General features: G+C 52.5%; 14 protein-coding genes. 1 reads left to right on the top strand and 13 read right to left on the bottom strand.

The features are described from left to right. Positions 1-16: 16 nt before the first annotated feature. Positions 17-766, bottom strand: coding sequence for a response regulator transcription factor (locus LG200_RS11940; RefSeq protein WP_226757849.1), 750 nt, complete (start codon positions 764-766; stop codon positions 17-19). A 56-nt stretch (positions 767-822) separates the two neighbouring features. Here LG200_RS11940 and LG200_RS11945 point away from each other — a divergent pair, with 56 nt between their 5' ends. Beyond that, positions 823-2,892, top strand: a complete 2,070-nt coding sequence (locus LG200_RS11945) for a sensor histidine kinase (RefSeq protein WP_226757850.1) — start codon at positions 823-825, stop codon at positions 2,890-2,892. 8 nt (positions 2,893-2,900) lie between these two features. On the opposite strand, the gene LG200_RS11950 is transcribed toward LG200_RS11945, so the two are convergent. The 12 genes from LG200_RS11950 to LG200_RS12005 form a co-directional block, all read right to left on the bottom strand. Further along, a complete protein-coding gene (locus tag LG200_RS11950) occupies positions 2,901-4,037 on the bottom strand; it encodes a sugar phosphate nucleotidyltransferase (protein WP_226757851.1) in 1,137 nt (378 codons plus the stop codon). Positions 4,038-4,203: 166 nt separating this feature from the next. Further along, positions 4,204-4,707 (bottom strand): FxDxF family PEP-CTERM protein, encoded by a 504-nt coding sequence (locus LG200_RS11955; RefSeq protein ID WP_226757852.1) that lies wholly within the window; start codon positions 4,705-4,707, stop codon positions 4,204-4,206. A 183-nt stretch (positions 4,708-4,890) separates the two neighbouring features. Next, positions 4,891-5,421, bottom strand: coding sequence for an FxDxF family PEP-CTERM protein (locus tag LG200_RS11960; RefSeq protein WP_226757853.1), 531 nt, complete (start codon positions 5,419-5,421; stop codon positions 4,891-4,893). A 199-nt stretch (positions 5,422-5,620) separates the two neighbouring features. Beyond that, on the bottom strand, positions 5,621-6,118 hold the full coding sequence (locus LG200_RS11965; RefSeq protein ID WP_226757854.1) for an FxDxF family PEP-CTERM protein: 498 nt from the start codon (positions 6,116-6,118) through the stop codon (positions 5,621-5,623). A 144-nt stretch (positions 6,119-6,262) separates the two neighbouring features. Next, positions 6,263-6,589, bottom strand: coding sequence for a PEP-CTERM sorting domain-containing protein (locus LG200_RS11970; protein WP_226757855.1), 327 nt, complete (start codon positions 6,587-6,589; stop codon positions 6,263-6,265). Positions 6,590-6,755: 166 nt separating this feature from the next. Beyond that, on the bottom strand, positions 6,756-7,361 hold the full coding sequence (locus LG200_RS11975; RefSeq protein ID WP_226757856.1) for a hypothetical protein: 606 nt from the start codon (positions 7,359-7,361) through the stop codon (positions 6,756-6,758). A 71-nt stretch (positions 7,362-7,432) separates the two neighbouring features. Next, complete coding sequence (locus tag LG200_RS11980; RefSeq protein ID WP_226757857.1) at positions 7,433-9,061, bottom strand: putative porin; 1,629 nt, start codon at positions 9,059-9,061, stop codon at positions 7,433-7,435. Between the two features lie 70 nt (positions 9,062-9,131). Beyond that, on the bottom strand, positions 9,132-9,842 hold the full coding sequence (locus tag LG200_RS11985) for a TonB C-terminal domain-containing protein (protein WP_226758255.1): 711 nt from the start codon (positions 9,840-9,842) through the stop codon (positions 9,132-9,134). After that, positions 9,842-10,246 (bottom strand): ExbD/TolR family protein, encoded by a 405-nt coding sequence (locus LG200_RS11990; protein ID WP_226757858.1) that lies wholly within the window; start codon positions 10,244-10,246, stop codon positions 9,842-9,844. The genes LG200_RS11985 and LG200_RS11990 overlap by 1 nt, the downstream gene beginning before the upstream one ends. A 3-nt stretch (positions 10,247-10,249) precedes the next feature. Then, positions 10,250-10,657 (bottom strand): ExbD/TolR family protein, encoded by a 408-nt coding sequence (locus LG200_RS11995; protein WP_226757859.1) that lies wholly within the window; start codon positions 10,655-10,657, stop codon positions 10,250-10,252. 11 nt (positions 10,658-10,668) lie between these two features. Next, positions 10,669-12,339 (bottom strand): DUF2341 domain-containing protein, encoded by a 1,671-nt coding sequence (locus LG200_RS12000; protein WP_226757860.1) that lies wholly within the window; start codon positions 12,337-12,339, stop codon positions 10,669-10,671. Positions 12,340-12,476: 137 nt separating this feature from the next. Then, positions 12,477-22,337: a filamentous haemagglutinin family protein gene (locus LG200_RS12005; protein WP_226757861.1), complete on the bottom strand. Its 9,861-nt coding sequence runs from the start codon at positions 22,335-22,337 to the stop codon at positions 12,477-12,479. Positions 22,338-22,349: the final 12 nt, after the last annotated feature.

The raw sequence follows: 22,349 nt of genomic DNA on the forward strand, positions 1-22,349 counted from the left end.
ATCAAAAGAGAGAGGGCTAGATAAAGATACAGCGAGCAGTGAATGAAAAGCCAAATCCTGGCAAAGCCTTGATAGGCAGCAATTCACCAGTGATCGCCTTGCCTTTTCGTCGCAGGCGGGAAATGATGACTTCCACACGATGAAAGTCGAAATCATCAATTTCGCCACCAAACGCGTGAATAATATGGGCCCTTGGCACGGGTTCCCCACACTTTTCGACCAGGCGGCTCAGGAATGTGTATTCCTTGGGCGTGAGTGGAACGGAGAGCCCTTCTGGAGAAATGAGCGTCCAATATGCACGGTCGAGTTTCCATACCCCGGAAGAAGAAGGCTCTTCTTCTGATGATGCATGGACTACTGGTTGCTGTGGCATGTGCGCCATTGGCTGCCCCTGCAAACGACGCGCCAAGGACAACAATACCGAAGCAAGCTCCTTGAGATCGACAGGCTTGACCATATAGGCATCTGCTCCGTCATTGAGCCCTTGTAACCGGTCATCCAGGCTGCCACGTGCAGTCAACATGACAATGCCCATATTGCCTGAAGCCCGCAGGTAACGGAGGATGGATAAGCCATCCTCCCCAGGCAGGCCGATATCAAGGACGACAATATCGTATTTTGTGTTCACCAGCTCGCGATAAAGACCTGCAGCATCAGCAACGCCCGTGGCATCAATACCCAACGCACGCAATCCAAGCTCTGTTTCTTCTCTCAGGTCGAAATCATCCTCGACCAGAATGACGCGTAAATCGGTAGAGTTATTCACTTTTAAGTATAGAATCCACAAAAACCAATATCATCGATGATGAACACAATATACCCTTGATATCCAGACTCCTACGCATCGCTATCTTTTTCTGCCTGTTGTGTTCGCATTATGCACATGCATTGCAAGTGCCTACTCACCCACAACTGGGCATTGCCCTGGATGAAATCAATGCAGTTTCATACCTGCGTGACCCTTCGGGAAAACTATCACTGCAGGAGATTGTAGCGCAGGATATTGCCGGCAAATTCGCGCCTATGCCGTACAAATGGAATGCAGGATATACCAAAGACGCTATCTGGATGAAATTTACCTTGGAATTTGCAACCAAGGCAAGCGATGAATATTGGCTGGAAATCTCTCCAGCAATCCTTGATGACATCCAGTTATTCATCCCACACTCTGACGGCAGTTTTTCCCGCCAGCAGCTAGGGGATCACCAGCCCGTGTCGGCCAGGCCCATTCCGCACCGCAACTTCATTTTCCCGCTTCATCCGCCCACCGGGGTTCCGCAAACATACTATGTAAGGCTGCAGTCGACCAGCAGCATCAATTTTCACGCCACTGTATGGGAACCACGTATTTTCATCAACGCCCATGACCGCTCAGACAGCTTGATCGGCGCTTACTATGGGGTACGCTTATTTCTGGCCCTGTTTGCCCTAATCCTCTGGTTATGGCTACGCCACAAGATATTCATGCTGTATTCACTTTATCAATCCATCACCAGCATGATGCAGGCTTTTCTGGCAGGCACAGCCCAGTTACTGATTCCAGTTTCCCCATTATTGGCAGATACCGCACAAAAATCCCTGAGTTTCCTATTCATAGCCATGGTACTGATTTTCTACAGCGCCCTGTTTCAGTTAGATGAACACCAACCCCGCCTCATGAAAGTCATCAGGCTTTTGATTGGGTTCGACCTGGTCATGTTTGCTGGCGTACTGAGCGGGTTGGTTCCTTTCAATAGTATGGCCATCAACCTATCCGCCGTATTGGGCCTGGCACTCATGTTCTTTGCCAGCATCAAACTGATGCTCGCCAGACACTACGATAAATTGCTGTTCATCTTTGCCATCTGGATAGGTTTCCTGCCATTGGTACCCGCCATGCTTCATAACATCGGGATTCCGATTGGAACCCACGCTACAGTGATGGACAGCATGATCCTATGGCCCTTGTTATCCTTGATCCTCACCACTTTGGGGCTGATTTATGTGGCCAAGCATGAGGCAGAAAAGAAACTTCAGGCCAAGGAGGTGGCATTGGAGTTGTCCAAGGAAAGTGAAAGGCTGTTGGATCTACGAGTGGATGAAAGGACAAGGGAACTGGCACGTGCCAACGAGGAACTGAATAAAGAAATCAGCGAACGGCAGGCATTGCAAAGCAAGCTGGAAGTGGCCCTTGCAAGGAAAAAAGAACTGATGGCAGCACAACAAGAATTCTTTGCGATGGCATCCCATGAGTTTCGCACCCCGCTAGCGATTATCGACACCACATCCCAGCGATTGGCCTTGTTGGATCCAAGTTCGCTGAATGCAGAAACAAACGCCATCCTCATACCAGCCATGCAGAAAATCCGGCGCGCCACCCAACGCATGAGCCGGATGATAGATAACTTTCTGACAACGGATAAGCTGGACTCACTCGGTTCAGACACAGTCAACCAAGGGGAAACTTGCGATCTGAGAAATCTGGTGGAAATCACGGTCAAGCATTATCAGGAGCTCAGCTCCCGCCGTATAGAAACCGAATTATCAGAAACGGCAGCTCACATACAGTGCGATCAATATCTGATTAACCTTGTGGTTTCCAACCTGCTGGACAATGCACTTAAATATTCCCCAGTCGAGAGCATTGTGATTGCCCGGGTTTTTCATGGCCAACATTATTGCCATATTGAGATTGAAGATTTTGGTCAGGGTATAGCAGCAGACAAGCAAGAAACCATTTTCGGCAAATATACCCGCCTGGACTCAAGCGCTACCGTGAATGGCACTGGGCTGGGATTGCATGTGGCACGCATGATTGCGGAAAAGCATGGAGGCCTGTTGATTGTCCGCAGCGAACCTGGATATGGCAGCTGCTTCAGGCTAACCCTGCCCCGCTACGTCTCAACTGCCTGAAAACCATCTCAGGAAGCCATCGCGGCATGGTGCTCCATCACATCCATCACGCGGGCATCGCACCATATCCATTCCAAACCGACCTCGTTGCTGCGTATAGTCTTGCCATGCTTGGACACACAATAGTCGCCAACCACGATCTGCTCATCAAACACTGTACTGTCTCGTACTCGAGTATGCTCGAAAAGAATGCTGCGGGTCAGCTTCACATCCTCATGCAGGTAACAGCCATGGCCGATCCAGGTCGGTCCGATAATCTGGCATCCCGCCTCTATGCAAGTACCTGACCCTATATACACCGGGCCTTCGATATGCGTTCCACGCCAATCGATATGGGTATTCAATCCTGCCCAGACACCCGGCCGAATCTCACGGCCAGGCATCCTGATCCCTTCAACCTCGCCAAGCATGACCCGTTGCATGGTATGCCAATAGTCTGGCACCTTGCCGATGTCAATCCAGTTGAACTCTTGCCTCAATGCATGAAAAGTAACGCCTTTCTCCACCAGCAAAGGAAACAAATCTGCACCGATATCAAATACCTGTCCCTGTGGAATCAGATTCAATGCCTCTGGCTCAAAGATATAAATACCGGTATTAATTAAATTGGACCGCGCCTCAGCCAGAGAAGGTTTTTCCTGGAACGAGACAATCCGGCCAAGCTCGTCTGCCACCACAACACCATAACTGGACACCTCCTCCCATGGCATTTCCTTGGCCACAAGACTAACCATCGCTCCACAGCGCTTATGCGCCTGTACTGCCGCCGTAATATCAAGATCTACGATGGCGTCACCACACAGCACTACCGTTGTTTCATCAAAAAATCCCCCGAAATCCTGGATTTTCCGCATGCCTCCAGCCGATCCCAGGGCAAAAGGCACCATCTCGTCTTTCTGGATATAGCCTTCAAACGAATAACCAATTTCAACGCCAAACCGCCTGCCATCACCAAAATAATGTTCTATCCGTTGAGGCAAATGGCTGAGATTCACCATGATTTGCCTGACACCATGCTGGGCCAGCAACTCAACCAAATACTCCATCACTGGTTTTCCCATGATCGGAATCATGGGCTTGGGCAACTCATAAGTCAGTGGGCGTATACGAGTACCTTTGCCCGCAGCAAGAATCATGGCCTTCATGAGTACACCTGTTTTATGTAATTGAATTAGCTACAGAATAGTAGAAAGAGATGACACAAACGTGACGGAGGCTACTGCCTGGACAAATTAATTAAGCATGTCTTTTTTAGACAAAAAAACGGCGCCAAAGGCGCCGTTGTATTACATCCAGCTTTACAACAACTGATTACAACTTGGTTCTGCGACGACGAGCAACAGCGCCCAGGGCAGCGAAACCGATCATCAACATAGCAACACTGCTTGGCTCCGGTACGGCTGCAATGTTAATTGCGCCACTGTAGATACCACCAGCCACACCGCTGCTGGTACCTGCTACAGTGATGTAATAGTTGCCAGCTGCAAGATTAGCAAAAGTGAATTCACCACCAGCAACAGAACCAGCCAACCAGGTATCAGCAGAGCCATACAGGTTGAAACTCAAGCTGCTGAAATCCAGCACGCTAATGCCACTGTTGCTCAATGGCAGTTGGCTCAAGGAAAAAACACCACTGCTAATATCAGCAAGGCTGAAATTATAGTTGGTAGAGAAAGTGGTATCGGCAGCTACAGTACCGGTATAAGTGTTGATACCAGCATTGAGTTCGCCAAGGTCTACTACATCTGTTGCATATGCACTAGAAGCTGCAACTAAGAACGCTGCAGGAACCAATACGCTTTTGAGAATATTCATACAAACTCCTTTTTGTGATTAATGTCGATGATATTCCCCCCAATGCGGATTATACATTAAGAACTCAAATAGCAAAGAACTTATAGTTATTCCCATATAAAAGATATAGCTGATTTATAAAAGAAAAACGGCGCCACTGGCGCCGTTTTTTACCGTTCAAATACTAGAGAACTGATACAGGAATTACAGAGTCTTGCGACGACGTGCAACCGCACCCAGAGCAGCAAAACCGATCAGCAGCATTGCTACGCTGCTTGGTTCTGGTACTGGAGTCACATTGATAGCAAATCCATAGTTACCGCCAGCAGCACCAATCGTTGTGCCTACAACCTTGAATGTATATTCACCAGCAGCAAGGCCATTTACACTGAAAGGAGTACCAGCAACACTGCTACCCAAAACTACGTTAGAAGCATCAATAATGCTATATGTCACATCAGTAATATTAAATACGTCGAAACCTGGGAACTGTACAACAATATTATTTAAAGTCGTACTTACATCACTCAGCTCGGGCAATGCAAAAATGAAAGAATGAGTAAAATCGCCAACAGGATTAACAACAGCGGTGTATGCATTCAAACCAATATCAACTGTACCGATATCATTAGCATAAACGCTGCCTAAGCCAGTGTAAGTAGCAGTAGCGGCATTAGCACTGGAAGCCGCAACTATGAGCGCTACGGAAGCCAGAAAAGCCTTGATGAACTTCATGATAAATCCCCTATAAATGGTTAGAGAAAACTTTAATTGTTCTACAACGTGGACAGATTATAACAAGCCAGATTTTTTTGTCTTGGGCCCGAATGGACTAATCCAGCATGTTTTTAGAATAAGCTTATAAAAACCAAGACTATGTAGAATAAAAAACGGCACCTTCAAGGTGCCGTTTCCAAATTCATCAAATACTGAATTACAGGCTCTTGCGGCGACGTGCGACAGCACCCAGAGCGGCAAAACCAACCAGCAACATTGCTACGCTGCTTGGCTCTGGCACAGCAGCGATAGAAACGCCTACGCCATATCGACCAGCATCCTCATTAATACCAGATGCGACACCAGTGATCTGCAACACATACGTGCCTGCAGAAAGCAATGGAACTGTGAAATTGAGGCCGGAATCAATCTCATTGCTTTCAATATCGAAAAGAGAGACTGTCAAGTTGTCGATGAACTCGAACTGCTTCTTGCCAACGACGACGTTCAATACGCCGGCGCCGAAATCAGCCACGACATCTTCGCTGATTGTGAAAGTAATGGTGTCGGTGAAATTGCCCGCGGCAACGGTATATACCTGATAAGAGTCAGCGTCGTCTACACTCAACACACCCCAATCGTACGATGCTGCATTTGCACTGGAAGCCGAAGCTATAAGCGCTACGGAAGCCAGCAAGGTCTTGATGAACTTCATGAGAATCCCCTAAAAATGGAAATGAAAGACAATAGTTAGTTATTACTTTGAAACTAGGTCCATTATAAATGAGCCAATCCTCAAAAGCACTGCAACGCAGTGCTTTTGGAGTAGTCCGTTAGGACTAATCTATACTGATGATTATTACAATTTGAACTTGTCCTGGCGGCGGAGCCCTATAAAACCCATCAATACCATACCCGTCACCAGCAATGCATAGGTAGCAGGTTCCGGCACAGCAGTTACAGATGAGGTGATGACAACACCTGCATTTTCAACAGATAGATTGGCACTATCAGCATGGCTGACAGTCGACGCATCAGGAAAATGATGCACAGAAAAGGAGTTGATATCGTTTGCCAAATCTTCAGCTCGGGAACTATCTGACATATTCAGCGAATTGGCAGCATTCACACATACTGGCAATAACGCCATGGCAACCATGGCAGTCATCACGCTTTTCTTCTCCATTATATCGCCCCTATAGATTTGACTGATCAAGGAACGCCAGCAAGGCACCTGATGCGAATCATTCTAGGAGGTCAATATGACAATCTTAGGTGAAGAAATAGTCCGGTTGGAGCGGGCAAAAAAATGCCCCGGACAATTGCCGGGGCCAATGCTTTCCATAACAATATCAGGGCCTTATATCGCCTATCCCGACACGCGCCTCATCTATCTTGTCTCTGTAATCCTGCAATATATTTTCCAGCTCCACCCGTTTAAGCTGGGTAAAAGGTTCATCCCGCATCACCTGTTTATACAGGCTGGGGCGTTCATAAATCTTGATCAATTGCAGCCCAAAATCATAAAGCCTGGCGTTTTTCTCATTGCTGGCATTGAGTTGCTGTTGTTTGTTCACAAGCACTGCCTGCATTTCCTTTCGCTCGGCAGCGCCCTTGCTATTGGTCTCCAGCGTTTCTGCCAGCTTCTGTTGAGTGGATTCCAGCGTAGACGCAGTGTTTTGTTGCAGGGTTTCCAATTCGACCTTCTGCTTGCGTAGCGCCTCCAGCTCGGATGCCAGCTCAGCACTCTTGCGATTAGCCGCTGCAACGCTACCCTGCAAGGCAGAGTTTTTCTGCTCCTGTGCCTTGGTTTCTTCCTGTAGCTTGGCTTTTTCCTGTTCAAACTGAGTTTGCAGTTGATCCTTCTCCGCCTGCACCTGCTGTACCATCTGTCGCATGCGGCGCTCCTGCTGCTTGGCAGCCTTGTCCTTGTCTGCAGCCATTATCGGCAGTGACATGGCACCAAGAATAATAATTGAGCAAGCCATTACACCATGCTTGAACCCTGAAATTTTCGACATGAGCATGATCAGAACCTGGTTGTTAGATCAAACTGGAACACATCAATAGCCAGCGGCTGGCCACTGACCTCCTTGGTGCTGAGCCAGCGTGCCGTTAGCCAGGTATTTTTATCAATGCCGTAATTACCGCCCAGAATAAAGCCCTTGGCATTGGTGCCCCCAAGATGGAAGTCGGAATCCGTGAAAGCATCCATGACGGAGTCGGCCTCAAGCTTTTTATAAGCGCCAAACACCTGCCAGTCATTACGTTGCTGCATTTCCGGCATCCCGACGATCAACTTGAGTTGATACGCCCGGTTTTCCTTTTCATATAAGACATTGGTACGGCGGAATATCTCCTGCTGGTCAAAGCCGATGTTCACTGCATAATCTCCCTGCAGGATGACATGCACCGGGTCAAATGCCGCCAGATCCAACTGACCCGTCAGGTTGACCACACGAAACTTGGATGCAAGGCCACAGCCTTCGTTGGTATACGCCAATCCTGTTGTCAAAATCCCGCAAGTCCCCACCGGGCTACCAGAACGATTGATATCAAAAGTATTGTTGCCTTGCTGCCGATAAGGCATCACCGTGCCGTTGTAGCGTGAGTCAAACCCATCAATGTCATTGGCAATACCCTCAACATGCTTGAAATCATAAAAAGCCAGGCCAATTTTGGCAGAAGACTTGTTGGGGCTAGTCCACTCAATCCCAGCCTGAGCCCCCATAATCCACTTATCCTTGGCTTTATTCAGCGCACCCTTCTGCACTTGGTCAATGGGGAAAGCGCCTATCGTGCCAAACCCGCTCACGCTGTCAGTGAACTTGGGCATAAATGTGGCAGCGGCACCATCAAATGCCAATGAACGATCCCACACCATATCAGTGGAAAAAAATGGATTGGCAAAACGGCCTGCGCTGGCAGTCATCCAGCTATATGGATTGGCAGTAATAAATACGCGGTCCAGCCCCCAATCCAGCTTGGCAGCGCGAATGTCGATGGATTGATTCGGCGACAACGGGTTATCCATATGGCCAGTAGTCATGCGGATGCCAGCCGTGAGCCAGTCGCTTATTTGGGCATTCACACCGAATCGTGCACGCACACGGTAGCGGTCCTGGTCCTGCGTGCTGTTAGGTATCATGACCTGGCGTGAGGGATCTGAGCCCAACCATGCCTCAGATGCATTGCGCTCAGAAAAGCGGATTGGCTCATAGCGCAACCGGATATCCCCTTCAAACGAAATTCGGTCCAGCCAGCTTGGTAGCTTGAGACGCTCTTCCTCCACGTGATAGTTGAGCTTGGCCATCACGTCCTTTTCAATGTCGGCTCGCAGCTGTTGCTTGACGAACTCAGGCACGTATTGCACCCTCACAACGCTGCCATCATTGACAGCAGCCCCTGCCGCGGCGCCACCTGCAGCTAGAGCATTGCCATTCGCAGCTTCAGGTTGACGCGCATCCTCAGCCTTGCGGATCAGGGCGTCGGCTTTTTCCTTGGACAGGATTCCCTCCTGCACCAGTGCCTCAATCAGGCTCACCGTGGTGCTGCGCAATTGCTCGAGTGACTCACGCTCCCCGGCTAATCCATACAAAGGTGTGGTGGTCGCCACCCAAAGCACCAACCATGTAATTATCCCTTGTGTCTTCTTCATCTATCGTTCTGCCTTTGCTCTCGTGTCTCTTCTCGTCTCTGGGGCTGTCTGTTTTTCATATGCGATCGCATTAGCCTGCGCTCTTTGCCGTAATTCTCAATTTCACCGGTTGCGGCATATCGTCAGGCGGCGCATCTGCGATCCGCGTGATTGACTGCAAAGCCTTGCGCAACATGTCATCTTTTTTCTGGTCGCCGGTGGAAGACTGCAGCTCCAGCTTTTCCACTCGTCCATCCTTGTCGAGCCAGAGCGATACCACGAGCTTGTACTGCTCGCGCGCCAGCCCGGGCTGGCTTGCGATCGCGTCCTCTATCTGCCGCTTGATCTTGCTGGTGTACCAGGCATAGGCCGATAGACCTTTGCTACCGCCTATCTTCACGCCCACATCGCCGCCGCTATAATCGCTGGTGACTTTTCCTGATCCAAATGCGCTTGGCGCATCTCCCGCATCCCCCTCCATCTTGAGGTTTTGTGGCTCTGGCGGTGCTTCCACCGGCTTGGGCTGCTCCACCCTGATTTCCTTCGGCTCTTCCTTGGGTTGTTCCTTAGGAGGCTCCTTGGGTGGAGGCGGCGGTGGCGGCGGTGTATCCGGCAGGATCTTGATGGTGGTCACTGGCGGCTTTTTCGGGCCGGGTTTGCTGGATATCAGACCATATATCCCCCACCCCACCAGAACGGCCAACCCCAATCCAGTCAGCCATACAGCTATGCGTTTCCATACTGGCGACTTCCCAGACTCCCGCGCCTGCACACCATTGAATTCACCCGCGTTCACTGTCATCAAGTGCCTATCCTTGAAGTCACCAGCCCCACATTTTCAATCTGCATGCGTGTCACCAAATCCACCACTGAAATGATCCCGGCATAAGGCGCTCTTGCATCACCCTTGATCATCACCGAAAACTTGGGATCCCTGGCGCGGGCTGCATTGAGCTGGCTTTCCAATTCGGTCAAACTCACTCCCATGCCATTGAGCAGAATGGTCCCGGCTTCCTGTACCTGCACGATCTTCACCTCATGCTGCTCGGTGCTGGGCTTGTTGGATGGCTTGGGCAGGTTCATGGTGAGGCCCTGCACCGATGCGGTGGTCATCAAAATAAAAATCACCAGCAGCACATAAGCTAAGTCCAGCATCGGCGTGATGTTGATGGAATCGTAGGGCTTGGTATCGTCTTGTATCTGCATGGCTTATCCTTCTGCCCTCTTGGTGACCAGCCCCACCTCGGTGATCCCCAGCTTCTTGCATACTTCCAGCACCGCGGAGACTTTTTCGTAATGTGCAGCGGCATCGCCCTTGAGTACCACCGGCAGGTCAGGATTGTTGGATTTGTATTCCCCCAGGCGCTGCTCCAGCATCGCCATATCCACCGGATAGGCATCCAGGTAGACATCACCCTCGCTGGTAATGGTGATGCCGCGAATATCCGGCTTGGCCAGGTTGCCTGTGGCCTTGGTCTGTGGAATTTCCACCTTGACGCCTTGTACTGAAGCCGTGGTCATGATGATGAAGATCACCAGCAGCACATAGGCTAGATCCAGCATCGGCGTGATGTTGATCTCGTCATAGGGCTGGTTGTCTTCCTTGATATCCGCCATGGTCGCTCCGCTTATTTGCCGTAAAGCTCGGCAACACGCGTGACATATTCATCCACGAATATCTGCATGTCGGTATTGATATTCTTGATGCGGCTGGACAGATAGTTGTAGCCAAACAGCGCAGGGATCGCCACCGCAAGGCCTGCCACTGTTGCCATCAACGCCGCTGCAATACCTGGTGCAATTGCGTTCACATTCACGTCACCCGCTGCCGCAATTTCGGCAAAAGTGATCATGACCCCGATCACGGTACCGAGCAGCCCCAGGAAAGGGCCACCGGAAATGGCGATGGTGAGCAGCACGATGTTGGCATTGAGGCTTTTGTTCTCGCGGATCAGGTCCGCATCAATTGCAGCCTTGATCGCATCCATGGAAGCACCGCTCAGCGCAAGCTGGCCGTCCTTGGTATAGCGTTTGCGGATTTCGCGCAGGCCCGCCATATAGAGACGCGCCAGGGTTGAAGACGCTGTATCGGCACCCTGATCAAGCTCAAGCAGTTGGGCATTGCCAGTTTCGTTGAATAGTTGGAGGAATCCGCGGTTAGCCTTGTCGATTCGACTTACCTGCATTGCCTTGGTCACCATCACTACCACACTGATGGCAAACATGATGGTAAGAATGATGATGACTACCCAGGCATCCACGGTCAGGCTGTGGAAAAGCACCATGAAGTGGGATGAACTACCTTCCTCCTCCTCTTCGCCATCCGCGGCCTGCACCTTGAGCAACTGGCTATCCATGCTTTGGCCAGTCGCCGCCAGTTTGATCCAGTCTGCACTACGTGCGGTATTGGCCAGTTCCAGTTCATCCAGCTCACCCTGGTATCCCTCACCCACCTGTACGCTATCCTGCACATCAGCCAATGCTGCATCGCCGTTGGCAATTTCCGCACCATTCAGGTAAAGCGCAGCTTTGCCAGCACCGATGGTCACTGCCACATGCTGCCAGGTAGCAGGCTTGACCTCTCCACCAGTAATACTGGCAGCTCCGGAATTCAAGGCTAGTTTGCCGTCAGCCAATTGCACCGCCACCGACCCTTGTTTATAGAGCGTTGCGGTACCTGCAACATCAGAGGGCTTGATCCAGGCAGAGAAAGTAAACCCTTGTCCCGCACTGAGTGCTAAAGATGGATGGGCCGCAATGCTGATAGGTTGACCGGAAAAAATTGCTGCCTCGCCAATCAGCGCTGCTTTCTGCAATACAGGATTACCGCTTGCTATCAGCCCATTGCGGCTATCCTGCAAGAAGGTTTTTTCAGCAAAATGAAACGCTGCCACCGTAGCGTTATCCCAGCTGCCCTGGCCGTCAGCAGTTGAAGCGGCGGACTCGTTGCCAGAGTACAGCCAGAAATGCGCACCCTTGTCAGCGGCATCCACCTTGGGCAGCAATACCCAGATCACGGCCAGCTCATTGATGGAATCAAACTTTTCAATATGGAACTTGAGTTCAGTCTTGTCATCCGCGGCGATTACGCGCAAATCTGCGCCATCCAAGCTGGCCGACGAGAAATCGAAATTGCCGGAATGCAAGCGCACCACCACCGGCACCTGCTCTTGGGCAGCAGCTATACCAGCAGCATTCACCGTTACCTTGGCCCGGCTGCTCCATGCTTCATCCCAGGCAGCATGCGCCAAGCCCGGCACCAGGATAAACATCAGCAGTAAACAACACTTTCTTAACATCGGACCGCGCTCCAGGACAAAGCGCGTAATATAGATTTCCTATGTGACGGATGAGTGACCACTCCGTGAAATTGCTGAGTCACAATAAAACAAAAAGGACTAGTCATGACTAGTCCTTTTTAGTTGCAGCAGGTTGATTACCTCATGATATCGCCAAGTCCCAGCACTTCAACCGATACAAATGAAGGCAGCAGGTTGCGCGGACTGAAATCCTGCGGCGGCGCCAGACGGCTCATATCAGTAGCGGCACTGGTAGCAGAAGAGGCCGTACCGGTTGTACCAACGTTGGCAGCAGCAAGACTGCCAGTATCAGCGGCGGCAACCCCGGTTGAAGTACCTGCTACATTGATATTGCTGGTACCCAGAACCTGGGTTGCAACCGCGAGAAAATCACCCGCGACAATGCCAGCCTCGCTGGCATTGAGCACCCCACGCGGTGCCATCAGCGCCACCGAACCAAGCGTGGGGGCCTGTAAAGGACCGCCAGGCCCATCAGCATCATAAGTCTGTGCCTGGATACCACTCCCGGCGGCAGCGCCCTTCACCTTGCGTGTGGTGTTGCCATATACATCAGTGCTGATCTCGACCTCAGGAATGGAAAGCGCCGTCTTGGAGCCACGGCCCGCATCAATGTCGCCATTGTTCACCCAGACCGTGATATCGCTGCCATATTGCGTGATCACGCGTGACTGGTTGACCTGGAAGCCGGTATCGGCAAAGGCGCGAATATCTCCCCCGCCTTCCGTAACAATGCCGATATTGCCGGAACTGCTGCCTCCTGCCACCCCAACATTGATCATGCCGCCAGGTGCCAGTAAATCTATGCTGCCATCACGCACGGTACGGATGCGACTCTGGAACAGGCTCATATCGCCTTTGTAATTATCCTGTTGCCAGAGTGTCGCAATTGCGGCATCTCCACGTGCATGGCTTTGCGTCGTGGCATACCCTTTACCGGATGCCAACAGTTCTGATGAAAAATGCCGATAGGCAAAAATCGCCTGCTGATCCTTCTCCAATGCCAGGTAACGCGTCAATGCCTCAGCCTCAGAAAGTTCCTGGTCACCTGTCACTTCCCGCATGTATTTCGCCAACGCCTGTGCCGTAGCCGCACGGTACTCCGCCATGCCATCGGCACTCTCACTCAACGCTGAGGGACCACTTCCATCCGGCTTGATATAAAGGTTGATGTAATCATCCAGATTGGCACCCTCGCCCACGCCGGCCAATACAGTCACCGAAGCGCCTTGCGCAGGCAGTCCAGCATTCACGGTATTGGCAAGGCTGTTGATACCATTGCTGCGTCCAAGGTCAAGATTGCGCCCGGCTTCCACCAGCAGATTGCCAGGCCCGCTGACATTGATACCACCCGCCTGGACATTGGCGTAACTGATGTCGCGGCCAGCACGCACTACACTGAGGTCACTGTTATCCATGTTCTGCAGATTGGCATCCAGGTTGAGGATATCCAGTCCGGCAGCCACCACGGAGGCCTTTGGCAATGTCAGGCTCACAGTCTGGGTGCGCCATGGCGTCAGCGAGCCATCACGCGCCACGATTGACACCGGATTGTTGCTGTTGCGATGCAATGGAATGGCGGAGTGGCTGTTCATGATGATGTTCTCGAGGATCACCTGCGGATTCTGCATAGGAGAGGACACGCTCGGGATTAATGAACGTTCCGCATCTGACATCACAATCTGGTCGGCGACGATACTGCCAGCAGCCAGTAGGCTCAACTCACCTGTTGCCGATGGCATCAACTTCATGTTGCCGGTGTAAATGTCTCCGCCAAATGCTGTGGCCTGCACACTACCAGGATAAAACGCCAGGCTGTTCTGGGTATTATTCACTGTCGCCAGGCCAGTAAGTTTGCCAGTGATGTTGCTCAATTGATCCAGGCCAAAGGTAATAGTACCGGTCAAGGAGGCCACATCCACCGCAGCATAATCGGCATAGCTATTGAAGAAGGCGCTTCGGCCAGTACTGTTGGCGACTCCTGTCGGTCCTGCATTGGTGGTTGATTGGGCAAACAGGGTCGGGTTGAATACTGTTTCCAGGTAAACGCCGCCAGTGGCTGTCACGCTGGCGGTTGCATCCTGCAATGCCAGTGTTGTGCCGAATGTGATCGGATTACCCTGTGCATTCAATGTACGGCCAATCTCGCCAGCCTGCAAATCCATGTGCCCCTTGCCAGCGAAATACATGCCATTGCGGATGTCGCCATCTGCTGCTACGTTGAGATTGCCACCACCAGAAACGTCTGAATTGCCCGAGCCATCACGGGTAAAGCGTGCCGTAGTTGGCACGGATACGGAAAAATTGGTGATATTGCCGCCGGCCTTGACAGCCACATCTCCCCCGCCGAATGAAGCAACACCCTGCTGGAACAAGTCAGTACGTAGCCACCAAGTTGTATCTTTGCTGCCAGAACCGCCGCCTTGACGGAACAGCCAGTTGTTCACGATCTGCTGGGTGCCGCTGGCTGCAGCCAAAGCACCAGTGATGTCACCCTGCGTGGCAATATTCAAATTGCCGCCATTAGTGAGATATTGGGCGCCATTAGTGCCAAATCCATCAGTGCTGGTAGGTGCCACAAATCCATTGAGCTCCGCTGCAGCATTGCCTGCTGTATAAATCACCGAGCCGGTGTTGGATAGGGTCAGGTTACCACCCGTCGCCATATTGATATCGCCTGTGCCGGTACGCACCAGCTTGTTATTGGCAAGCACCATATTCCCGGATGTGTCACTCTTGATGGTGGAAAGATGATTCACCGCAGCCATGTCCGCACCTGATACCAGGTTGATGCTCCAGGAGTCGCCACTAGACAATGCAGCTGTGGCCGTCGCGTTGGCAAAGCCATCGCTGATGCTGCCGTTCAATTGCAGGTTCCCCGTGCTGCGGATAGTGAGGGCCCCGTCACGCCCCAATGACAGGTCGCGCAAGTTCCAGTCAGTGGCCAGTGTTGTATTGCCATTGGTGCGCAACTCGGTATGAGGTGCAACAATCGCAGTCACACCATCACTGCTCGCCTTGTAGGCCGCCGCTGTATTCCCGGAATCAGCGTAAAAGGCATTGGTATCAGTCCTGATATCATTCAGGGTCGTGGCATTGAGCGTGGTGGCCACATTCATCACCTTGACTGACTCCAGCAGTATCTTGTCAGCGCCTGCAACTGCTGCCGGCGCATCTGCATCCACCTTGAGACCAGAAGTCCCTACTCGTTCGGCACGCAAGACCACATCCCCGCGCTTACTGCCAGCCACATCAATCAATGCGGCATCCTGCCTGCGCGTTACGCCATCAGCCTCAAACACTTCGGCCTTCACGTTGCCGCTTTCGCTGGCAAGCAACACGTTACCACCCTTGCCATCAGACGCCTCGCCCTTGGCAAGCAATTGCCCGCCAGCTTTCAAGGTCAGGTCGCTCTTGGCATAAATCTGGATATCGCCACCGTTATTACCGCTGGCGTCCACCGTTCCGGCAATGTCTATCGCGCCACCGTCAGCACTCAGCACAAAATGACTGGCCTTCACTGTATCGCCTGCTGCAATCGTCACATCGCCATTACGGATGCGCAGCTCGCGCGAAGCATTAAAACCTCCGCTATTGAGCGCATCGTTCAAGCCGGAAAAGCCCGCAAGAGTTGCGCTATCCAGCACAAAACTGCCGGAGGTCTGGCCTTGTGCAGCCTGGCCATGCAAAGTGCCCGCTGCAATGTTCACATCACCCGCCGTTGCGCTCATTTTCAGGGTACCTGCATTGCCGCCTTCACCTCCGCTCACATCAATCGACGCGCCGCTGGCGACATTGATATCCGCCTGGTCGGATTGCAGGGATACAACACCACCTGGGGTATACCGTGTAAAGCGGTCAAAGCGGATTGCACGCGATGAGGTATTGATCCTGGCATCATCAGTAACATTAAGGTCGCCCTGGGTAGCGCGGACAGTCAACTGGCCTGAAGCCAGGTCTATATTGCCGCCAAGATTCATCTGTTGTGCCACCATGCTGAGCTTGGCTCCCAAGCCTGCTGTGGCAGCCTGTGCTGCGCTATTATTCGCCAGGGTGGTCAGCGCACCTTGGGCATTAAGGGTGTAATTGGTACCGGTCGCAGCCGTAATGCGCCCACTGGTGATACGGGTATCAGTGGCATTGATATCCAGTGTGCCTGTGCCGCTGAAACTGATATCACTGCTGCTGGTCAGTTGCACCTGATCAAATCCGCCAAGCGCAAAATTGCCAGCATTGGCGGCATTGCTGCTAGCAGCCGCATTTTTACCCTCCACGCTGATGCTGTTTGCGTCAATAGCCAGTGTGCTGCCAGTGTTCGATGCGGCAGGAGTCAATATTGCCCCTGCAGAGTTTTTCATCACCAAATGGTTGGCCGCCAGGCTGGACGTATCACCCACCGCCATATCATGGCCAACGATGCCAGCGGCATTGATAGTGACATCCAGAGTCTTGCTGCCGAAATCCACCTCGCCATACAAGTTGAGATTGCCATGGCTGTTCAGTGTCACTTGCTTGAGGTTGCCAAGGCTTGCAACCAGGTTGTTATCCACGCGCATGCCTGACACTGCAGCATCTGGATTGCCCAGCAATATACTATTGGCCCCCAACGTTACCGAACCGCCATCATCAACCCGGACTTTCCCATCCAGCGTTGACTCACGCGTGGCATCCAGAACCAGTGACCTTGCAGCCTGGATCTGGCTACCATTCTGAATATCCAGCGTCCCGGCGGTCGGATTGCTGGAAGCACCTGTACGATCAAACACAATATCGCTGCTACCAGACACGGCAAGCAACGCGCCATCACCATTCACGCGCAGGCTGGTGCTGCTTTGACCAGGTGCAGACTCTGCCTCTATCACAGCACCGTCAACCACCGTCACACGATCAGATGCGGTGGCAATCAGCTGGTTGACCTTGAGTGCCTGATTAGCATCATTGCTGAATTTAACTTCCTTGGAGATCGTGTTGATCTCGACCGCCTGATCACCCTGTGTGCGTGACCCGCCCAGCAAAATACTCTCAGCATTCATGTCCGTCAGGGATGCCGCCTTGATCTGTAGAGACCCATCATCAGCCCCCAATTCAGACACCACACTGATCTTGTCCGAAACAATGTCAACCATCGCCCCGCGACCATCTTTTGCCTTATCTGTCTTGAGAGTGGCATTCAGCGTCAATGTATCAGTGGCGGACAGTATCAACTGTCCAGCATCTCCCGCTAGCCTGGGCACCGCCAACCCGGCATTGGCGGCTTTTTCTGCAAAGAAGACATTGCCGCTGGTAATCATGTATTCAGATGGCGCTCGCGTCACGGTGCCAGCCGGAGTGCGGAACACGCTGCCGCTGGTCACGCGGAAAGTATCCCAGGTGGCATTGCGGCTAGAGCTGTTGACGTTGGTAAGATAGCCAGATACCAGGCTGGAGCCGTCATGTAACTGTGTACTGGTGCCCTGGCGTATGTTTTGGCCTGAATTGGCCTGCACTATATAGGCACCTTCAAGCAGCGCATAGCGCGCCGGCAGCAGGGTGTAATACCCTGCTGCCAACCCTGGGATGCCGGAGAGATAGACTGCCTGGCCTATTCCAGGCGCATTATCCTTGGTGTAGTCATAATCGAATGGCGCATATTCTCCCTTGATACTTGGCAGGATTGCGTATACGCCTTGTTGAGACAGGATATCCGTGGAGCCGCCTATTCCTTGTATCCACTCGTAGGCAAAGGTATCGCCGCTTCCGGAAATATCAATCACCGCACCGCTTTTCAGATCAATGTCCTTGGCGTTATAGCTGATACGCTTTTCAGCGGGTGTCTGGCCAATATTATTCGGCAGGTTCCAGCTGGTGCCACCCTGCATGGTAGTGCCATAGGGAATGCTCAGTCCTGCAGCAGAAGTCGACGTCAGGCTATTGGCGCCAAATATCAGGCTTCCATCCGGTGCATCCAGTGAAATCTGACCCAAAGGCGCCAAAAGCACGCCTTCTTGCTGAATGCTTTTCGCCTTTAGTCCAAGTTTTCCACCGGCGCTGAATACCGGCTTGTAAGCTTCCCCGCTGGAACGGATGATAATGCTGCTATCGTTGCCCAATGCTTCAATATTGAAGCTGCTGTTACTCACGGGATAAATCTGGCGGGCGGTCATGAGCAGGCTGCCATTGGTTTTCAATGACCCGGCATTGTCAAAAGTGAGCCCTCGCCCACGGATATCCAGGCGGCTGTTGAGTTCGGCCTGTTTGATCCCTGAAAGGTTGATGGTGCCATTGAGGTCTATCCAGTCGGCATTGACCTTGAGGGTGGCATCGCCTGTTTGCACCGTGTTGTTGACCTCTGGCGTTGCCAGTGTGACGTGTGAGGCATTGACTTGTGCCACGCCATTGCCGCTCACCTCAAACGATGAAGAGGTCAGCGCCATCGTTTCCGGGGCGGCCAGTGTCACGCCGCTTTGCAGCACAATGCGGTCACGTTGTGTGGCATTGGGATCGCGCCCCTGTGTAGTGCTTTCCAGGCTGACATGGTCAAACCGCCCGGCATTCATCTGTTCGGTAGAAATCTGCGCCTTGCCTTCAAACGCGGCCAAGCTGTCTCGCGCCTGCAGGCCATTGCCCACCACTTGTTTATCACTTGTCACAGTGAGCACGCGCTCGCCCGTGGGATGGCTTGGCGATTGTGTAGTACCTTTGAGATCGCCAGTGAGGGCAATTTTGAGGGTGCCTGCCTCACCAGTACCATTGGCGCCAGCACGGAAATCCCCATTCAGGATCATCCCGTCACGCGCACTGATGGAAATCGTGCCTGCACCACCGTCCAGTATCTGGCGTTGCATGCCACGGCCCGTGTTGACATCCACAGCGCCAGATGTGCCAGAGACATCCATGAGGCTGCCCTCTGCCGCCACCACAAATCCTTTTTGGGCATCAATGGTGATGCTGCCGCCATCCAGCACCTTGGCGCTGGCTAACGTAGGAGCTGTGGCGACCGGACGCACATAACTCCCGGTGACGCTGATGACCGACTGATCCCCAATCCAGATGCTCTGCTGGTTGTCGTAAGGCACCTGGTCCACATCGCCACTCAATTTCAGGCTGATATCGCCTGCAGGCGCCAGCAGGCTACCCATCAGGGTAAGCTGGTGGCTGGCTTCCAGGGCGATGGAACCAACACGGCCAGTAATATCAGGCGCGTCGGTGCGGATGATGGTATTGCGCAAAACAGTAAGGTTAGCGAGCGAGGTACCATCCCCCACAGCCGAGAAACTCACAGAAGACGGTCCTCGCTGGCCTTCCGGCAGCAATACCGCCTTGGCCACTTCGGCCATACTGGTGCCACTGGCCTTGCCGCTATAGCCAGAGCTCATCATCAATGTTTGCATCTTGGGGTGGATTAAGGTGGATTCGCCTGAGGCATCCCCCACCACAAATTCACCGCCGTTGCTTGAGTTATTAATCGCGTATGAAACAAAGCCGCCTTGTTCAAAGAAGGATTCACGCAACCACAAATCTCCAACATTGGCAGGCTGACCTCCGACCTGTATATTCTGCGCAGTGCTCACCGACAGCTTGCCGCCGTGGGTGAAACCATAGGATTGCACCCGCCCGCCCATGCTCACATTCTGTGCGGACAGCGTGATATCGCCACCATTGCCGGTATGCAACACGCCGCTACTGTCCAGCCATGCTCCTGCGCTGGCATCCAGTACCGAACCCTGCCCCAGCAGCAGATTTTCACTGGCGCCCAGGTTGATGCTGCCGCCATCAAGCGCAATTGGCATTTGCATGGCACCGGACAATCCAGGACTGTCGTTATTCCAGTTGCCTGCACTACTCAACCTTACCCCATCATCGACCACGACAGACTGATTTGCCAGTTGGGTAGCCACTGTAATGTCGCCCCCAGGCGTGACTATGTCACGATGAATATTGACGCCGCCGCCCTTGAGGTTCACAGAGCCATTGGGCGCTGTCACAATGGCTGTGTCTACATCAATGCTGCCCTGGCTGTTGACTCCCAGGTGATTGAACCCTGATTGCAAAAGGCTAGTGCCCAATATAGTTTCAGTGCTTGGATTGGCATCATTCACCGTGAAATCTGCCGGCACTTGCGGAGCAGACGCCTGGATCCTCACCGGGCCAGCACCTATGGTCAGGTTGAATTTTCCGCCATCTGGGAGATTGGTGCGCTGGGTGACGTCACTGCGGGTATTGGCTTGCATGTTGCCATTGAGCAGCGCGGGATTGTTGCTGTTGATATTGATGGTCCCGGCATCACGCCCTTCACGGTATGCCTGCTGCCAGGTTCCGCGGCCATTGGGATTTAAATCAATGCGCTTGGTCCAGCCCCATTTAGGATCAGTGAATTTATAGACATCTGCCAGGCCCTCGTAAGGCGTGTTGCGGTCAGCCTGGGAAATGGCCACGGCCCGGCCCTGATATATCAGCTTGCTTTCTCGGATATATCCCGCCGCATAATCAATCACGCCGCCAGATATGTCCATCACCGAGCCGGCCTTGGTCACCACATCACCCATCGAGGTGATATTGATGGTGCCGCCCTTGCTCATCTTTTCTGCAATGGTCTGGGTGCGCAGTGCCAGCAATGGCGACACATCAAACAAGTCTGTACCCTTCCTGGCATCCAGATAAACCGTCTCGCCGAACAGTGCGCCGCCGCGCAATATCGGGGTGTCCTTCAATTGGTCGGAATACAGTTGCACCTTGAGCTGGTTTTTCTCCATCGCTGCCGTAGTATCTACACCAGAGACATCAATGCGGGCATTGTCATTCAGCAACACGCGTACCGGCGTGGTCACCCCCTGGATACTTTCCTCGCCAGACTTGGCGGCAATATTCACTTCCCCGCCCTTGGCACTTAGCAGTCCGTTTACATCGACTGACCGCCCTTCTATGTTGATGCGTGAAGGCGCCAGTGTCTGGCTCGCCAATACCTCTTCCTTGTCAGCAGTTTCAACCCGTACTTCAGTGACACTATTTTTGCCTATTGTCACCGTTCCATAGCGAGATGGCTGATAGGTATAGCCCCCATTGCCATCGGGAATCGCATTAATGCTATCCCGTGCCAACAGGTGCACAGAACCGTTGGCCCGTACTGAGGTACTGGCCGAAATTCTCCCTTGCTGATTAACAGCCAGCCCCACCAAGGTCACATTGCCGCGATCGGCAATGATTTCGCCAAGGTTGGTTGCAGTCCCCCCAGAATCCACCTCTACCAGCAGACCTGCCGGGTCGGTACTGGATTTGAGATACACCTTCTCGCCCGCTGCCAATATTGTCTGTCCATCCGGCGTATTGATCACACCATGGTTCTCAACATCCTTGGCAAGCAGCATGATGCGGCCACCACTGGCTGCATTAAGCGCAGCACCTGCCTCCACCTTGACAAAACCGCCTGTGTTACTGAACACCGGGCTTTGGCTCAAGTTGGACAACAGACCATTGGTGAATAGGGCATCGGTCATATCAGCCGACGTCAGCGCCATCAAGGAGCCGACATTGACCTGTGCACCATTGGCAAAAATGATGCCATTGGTGTTGACGAAATAATTGGTACCTGGTGCATTGATAGTCCCGGCGATAATGCTCGGGTTAAGGTCATGGATGCGATGCAACATCTGCCAGTTGGCCTGCTGGTTGATGTTCAGCGTATGGTCACGCGCCAGGTTGAACTGTTGCCAATTGGCAATCGCCTGTGGCGCACTTTGCTGGATGGTGGTGATTGTGGGAGTGGCTACCGACACATAGGCATTGCTCCACGCACCGCCTCCTGGCACCAGACCAGAACTGGGTAAAGGAACGACATCAGCTATCGCATGACCTGTTGCAAGAGAAGCAATCAACGCAGCAATGGCGCGTCTGCGCACGCGCGCACTCATGCCACTACTGGAGGTTGCATTCGCCATCTCGTGCGCAGGCACATAAATGCCAAGACGCTTGTTGAACACCAGCCTGAATAGTCCTTGATTCATTTTTCCCTCTCC

Origin of the sequence: Methylobacillus caricis (genome assembly GCF_020532705.1) — a bacterium.
GTDB classification, from domain to species: Bacteria; Pseudomonadota; Gammaproteobacteria; order Burkholderiales; family Methylophilaceae; genus Methylobacillus; species Methylobacillus caricis.

Excerpts from the sequence above, each read along its gene's own strand:
- LG200_RS11950 (WP_226757851.1), bottom strand. The coding sequence starts at position 4,037 with ATGAAGGCCATGATTCTTGCTGCGGGCAAAGGTACTCGTATACGCCCA.
- LG200_RS11955 (WP_226757852.1), bottom strand. The coding sequence starts at position 4,707 with ATGAATATTCTCAAAAGCGTATTGGTTCCTGCAGCGTTCTTAGTTGCA.
- LG200_RS11960 (WP_226757853.1), bottom strand. The coding sequence starts at position 5,421 with ATGAAGTTCATCAAGGCTTTTCTGGCTTCCGTAGCGCTCATAGTTGCG.
- LG200_RS11965 (WP_226757854.1), bottom strand. The coding sequence starts at position 6,118 with ATGAAGTTCATCAAGACCTTGCTGGCTTCCGTAGCGCTTATAGCTTCG.
- LG200_RS11970 (WP_226757855.1), bottom strand. The coding sequence starts at position 6,589 with ATGGAGAAGAAAAGCGTGATGACTGCCATGGTTGCCATGGCGTTATTG.
- LG200_RS11975 (WP_226757856.1), bottom strand. The coding sequence starts at position 7,361 with ATGTCACTGCCGATAATGGCTGCAGACAAGGACAAGGCTGCCAAGCAG.
- LG200_RS11980 (WP_226757857.1), bottom strand. The coding sequence starts at position 9,061 with ATGAAGAAGACACAAGGGATAATTACATGGTTGGTGCTTTGGGTGGCG.
- LG200_RS11985 (WP_226758255.1), bottom strand. The coding sequence starts at position 9,842 with ATGACAGTGAACGCGGGTGAATTCAATGGTGTGCAGGCGCGGGAGTCT.
- LG200_RS11990 (WP_226757858.1), bottom strand. The coding sequence starts at position 10,246 with ATGCAGATACAAGACGATACCAAGCCCTACGATTCCATCAACATCACG.
- LG200_RS11995 (WP_226757859.1), bottom strand. The coding sequence starts at position 10,657 with ATGGCGGATATCAAGGAAGACAACCAGCCCTATGACGAGATCAACATC.
- LG200_RS12000 (WP_226757860.1), bottom strand. The coding sequence starts at position 12,339 with ATGTTAAGAAAGTGTTGTTTACTGCTGATGTTTATCCTGGTGCCGGGC.
- LG200_RS12005 (WP_226757861.1), bottom strand. The coding sequence starts at position 22,337 with ATGAATCAAGGACTATTCAGGCTGGTGTTCAACAAGCGTCTTGGCATT.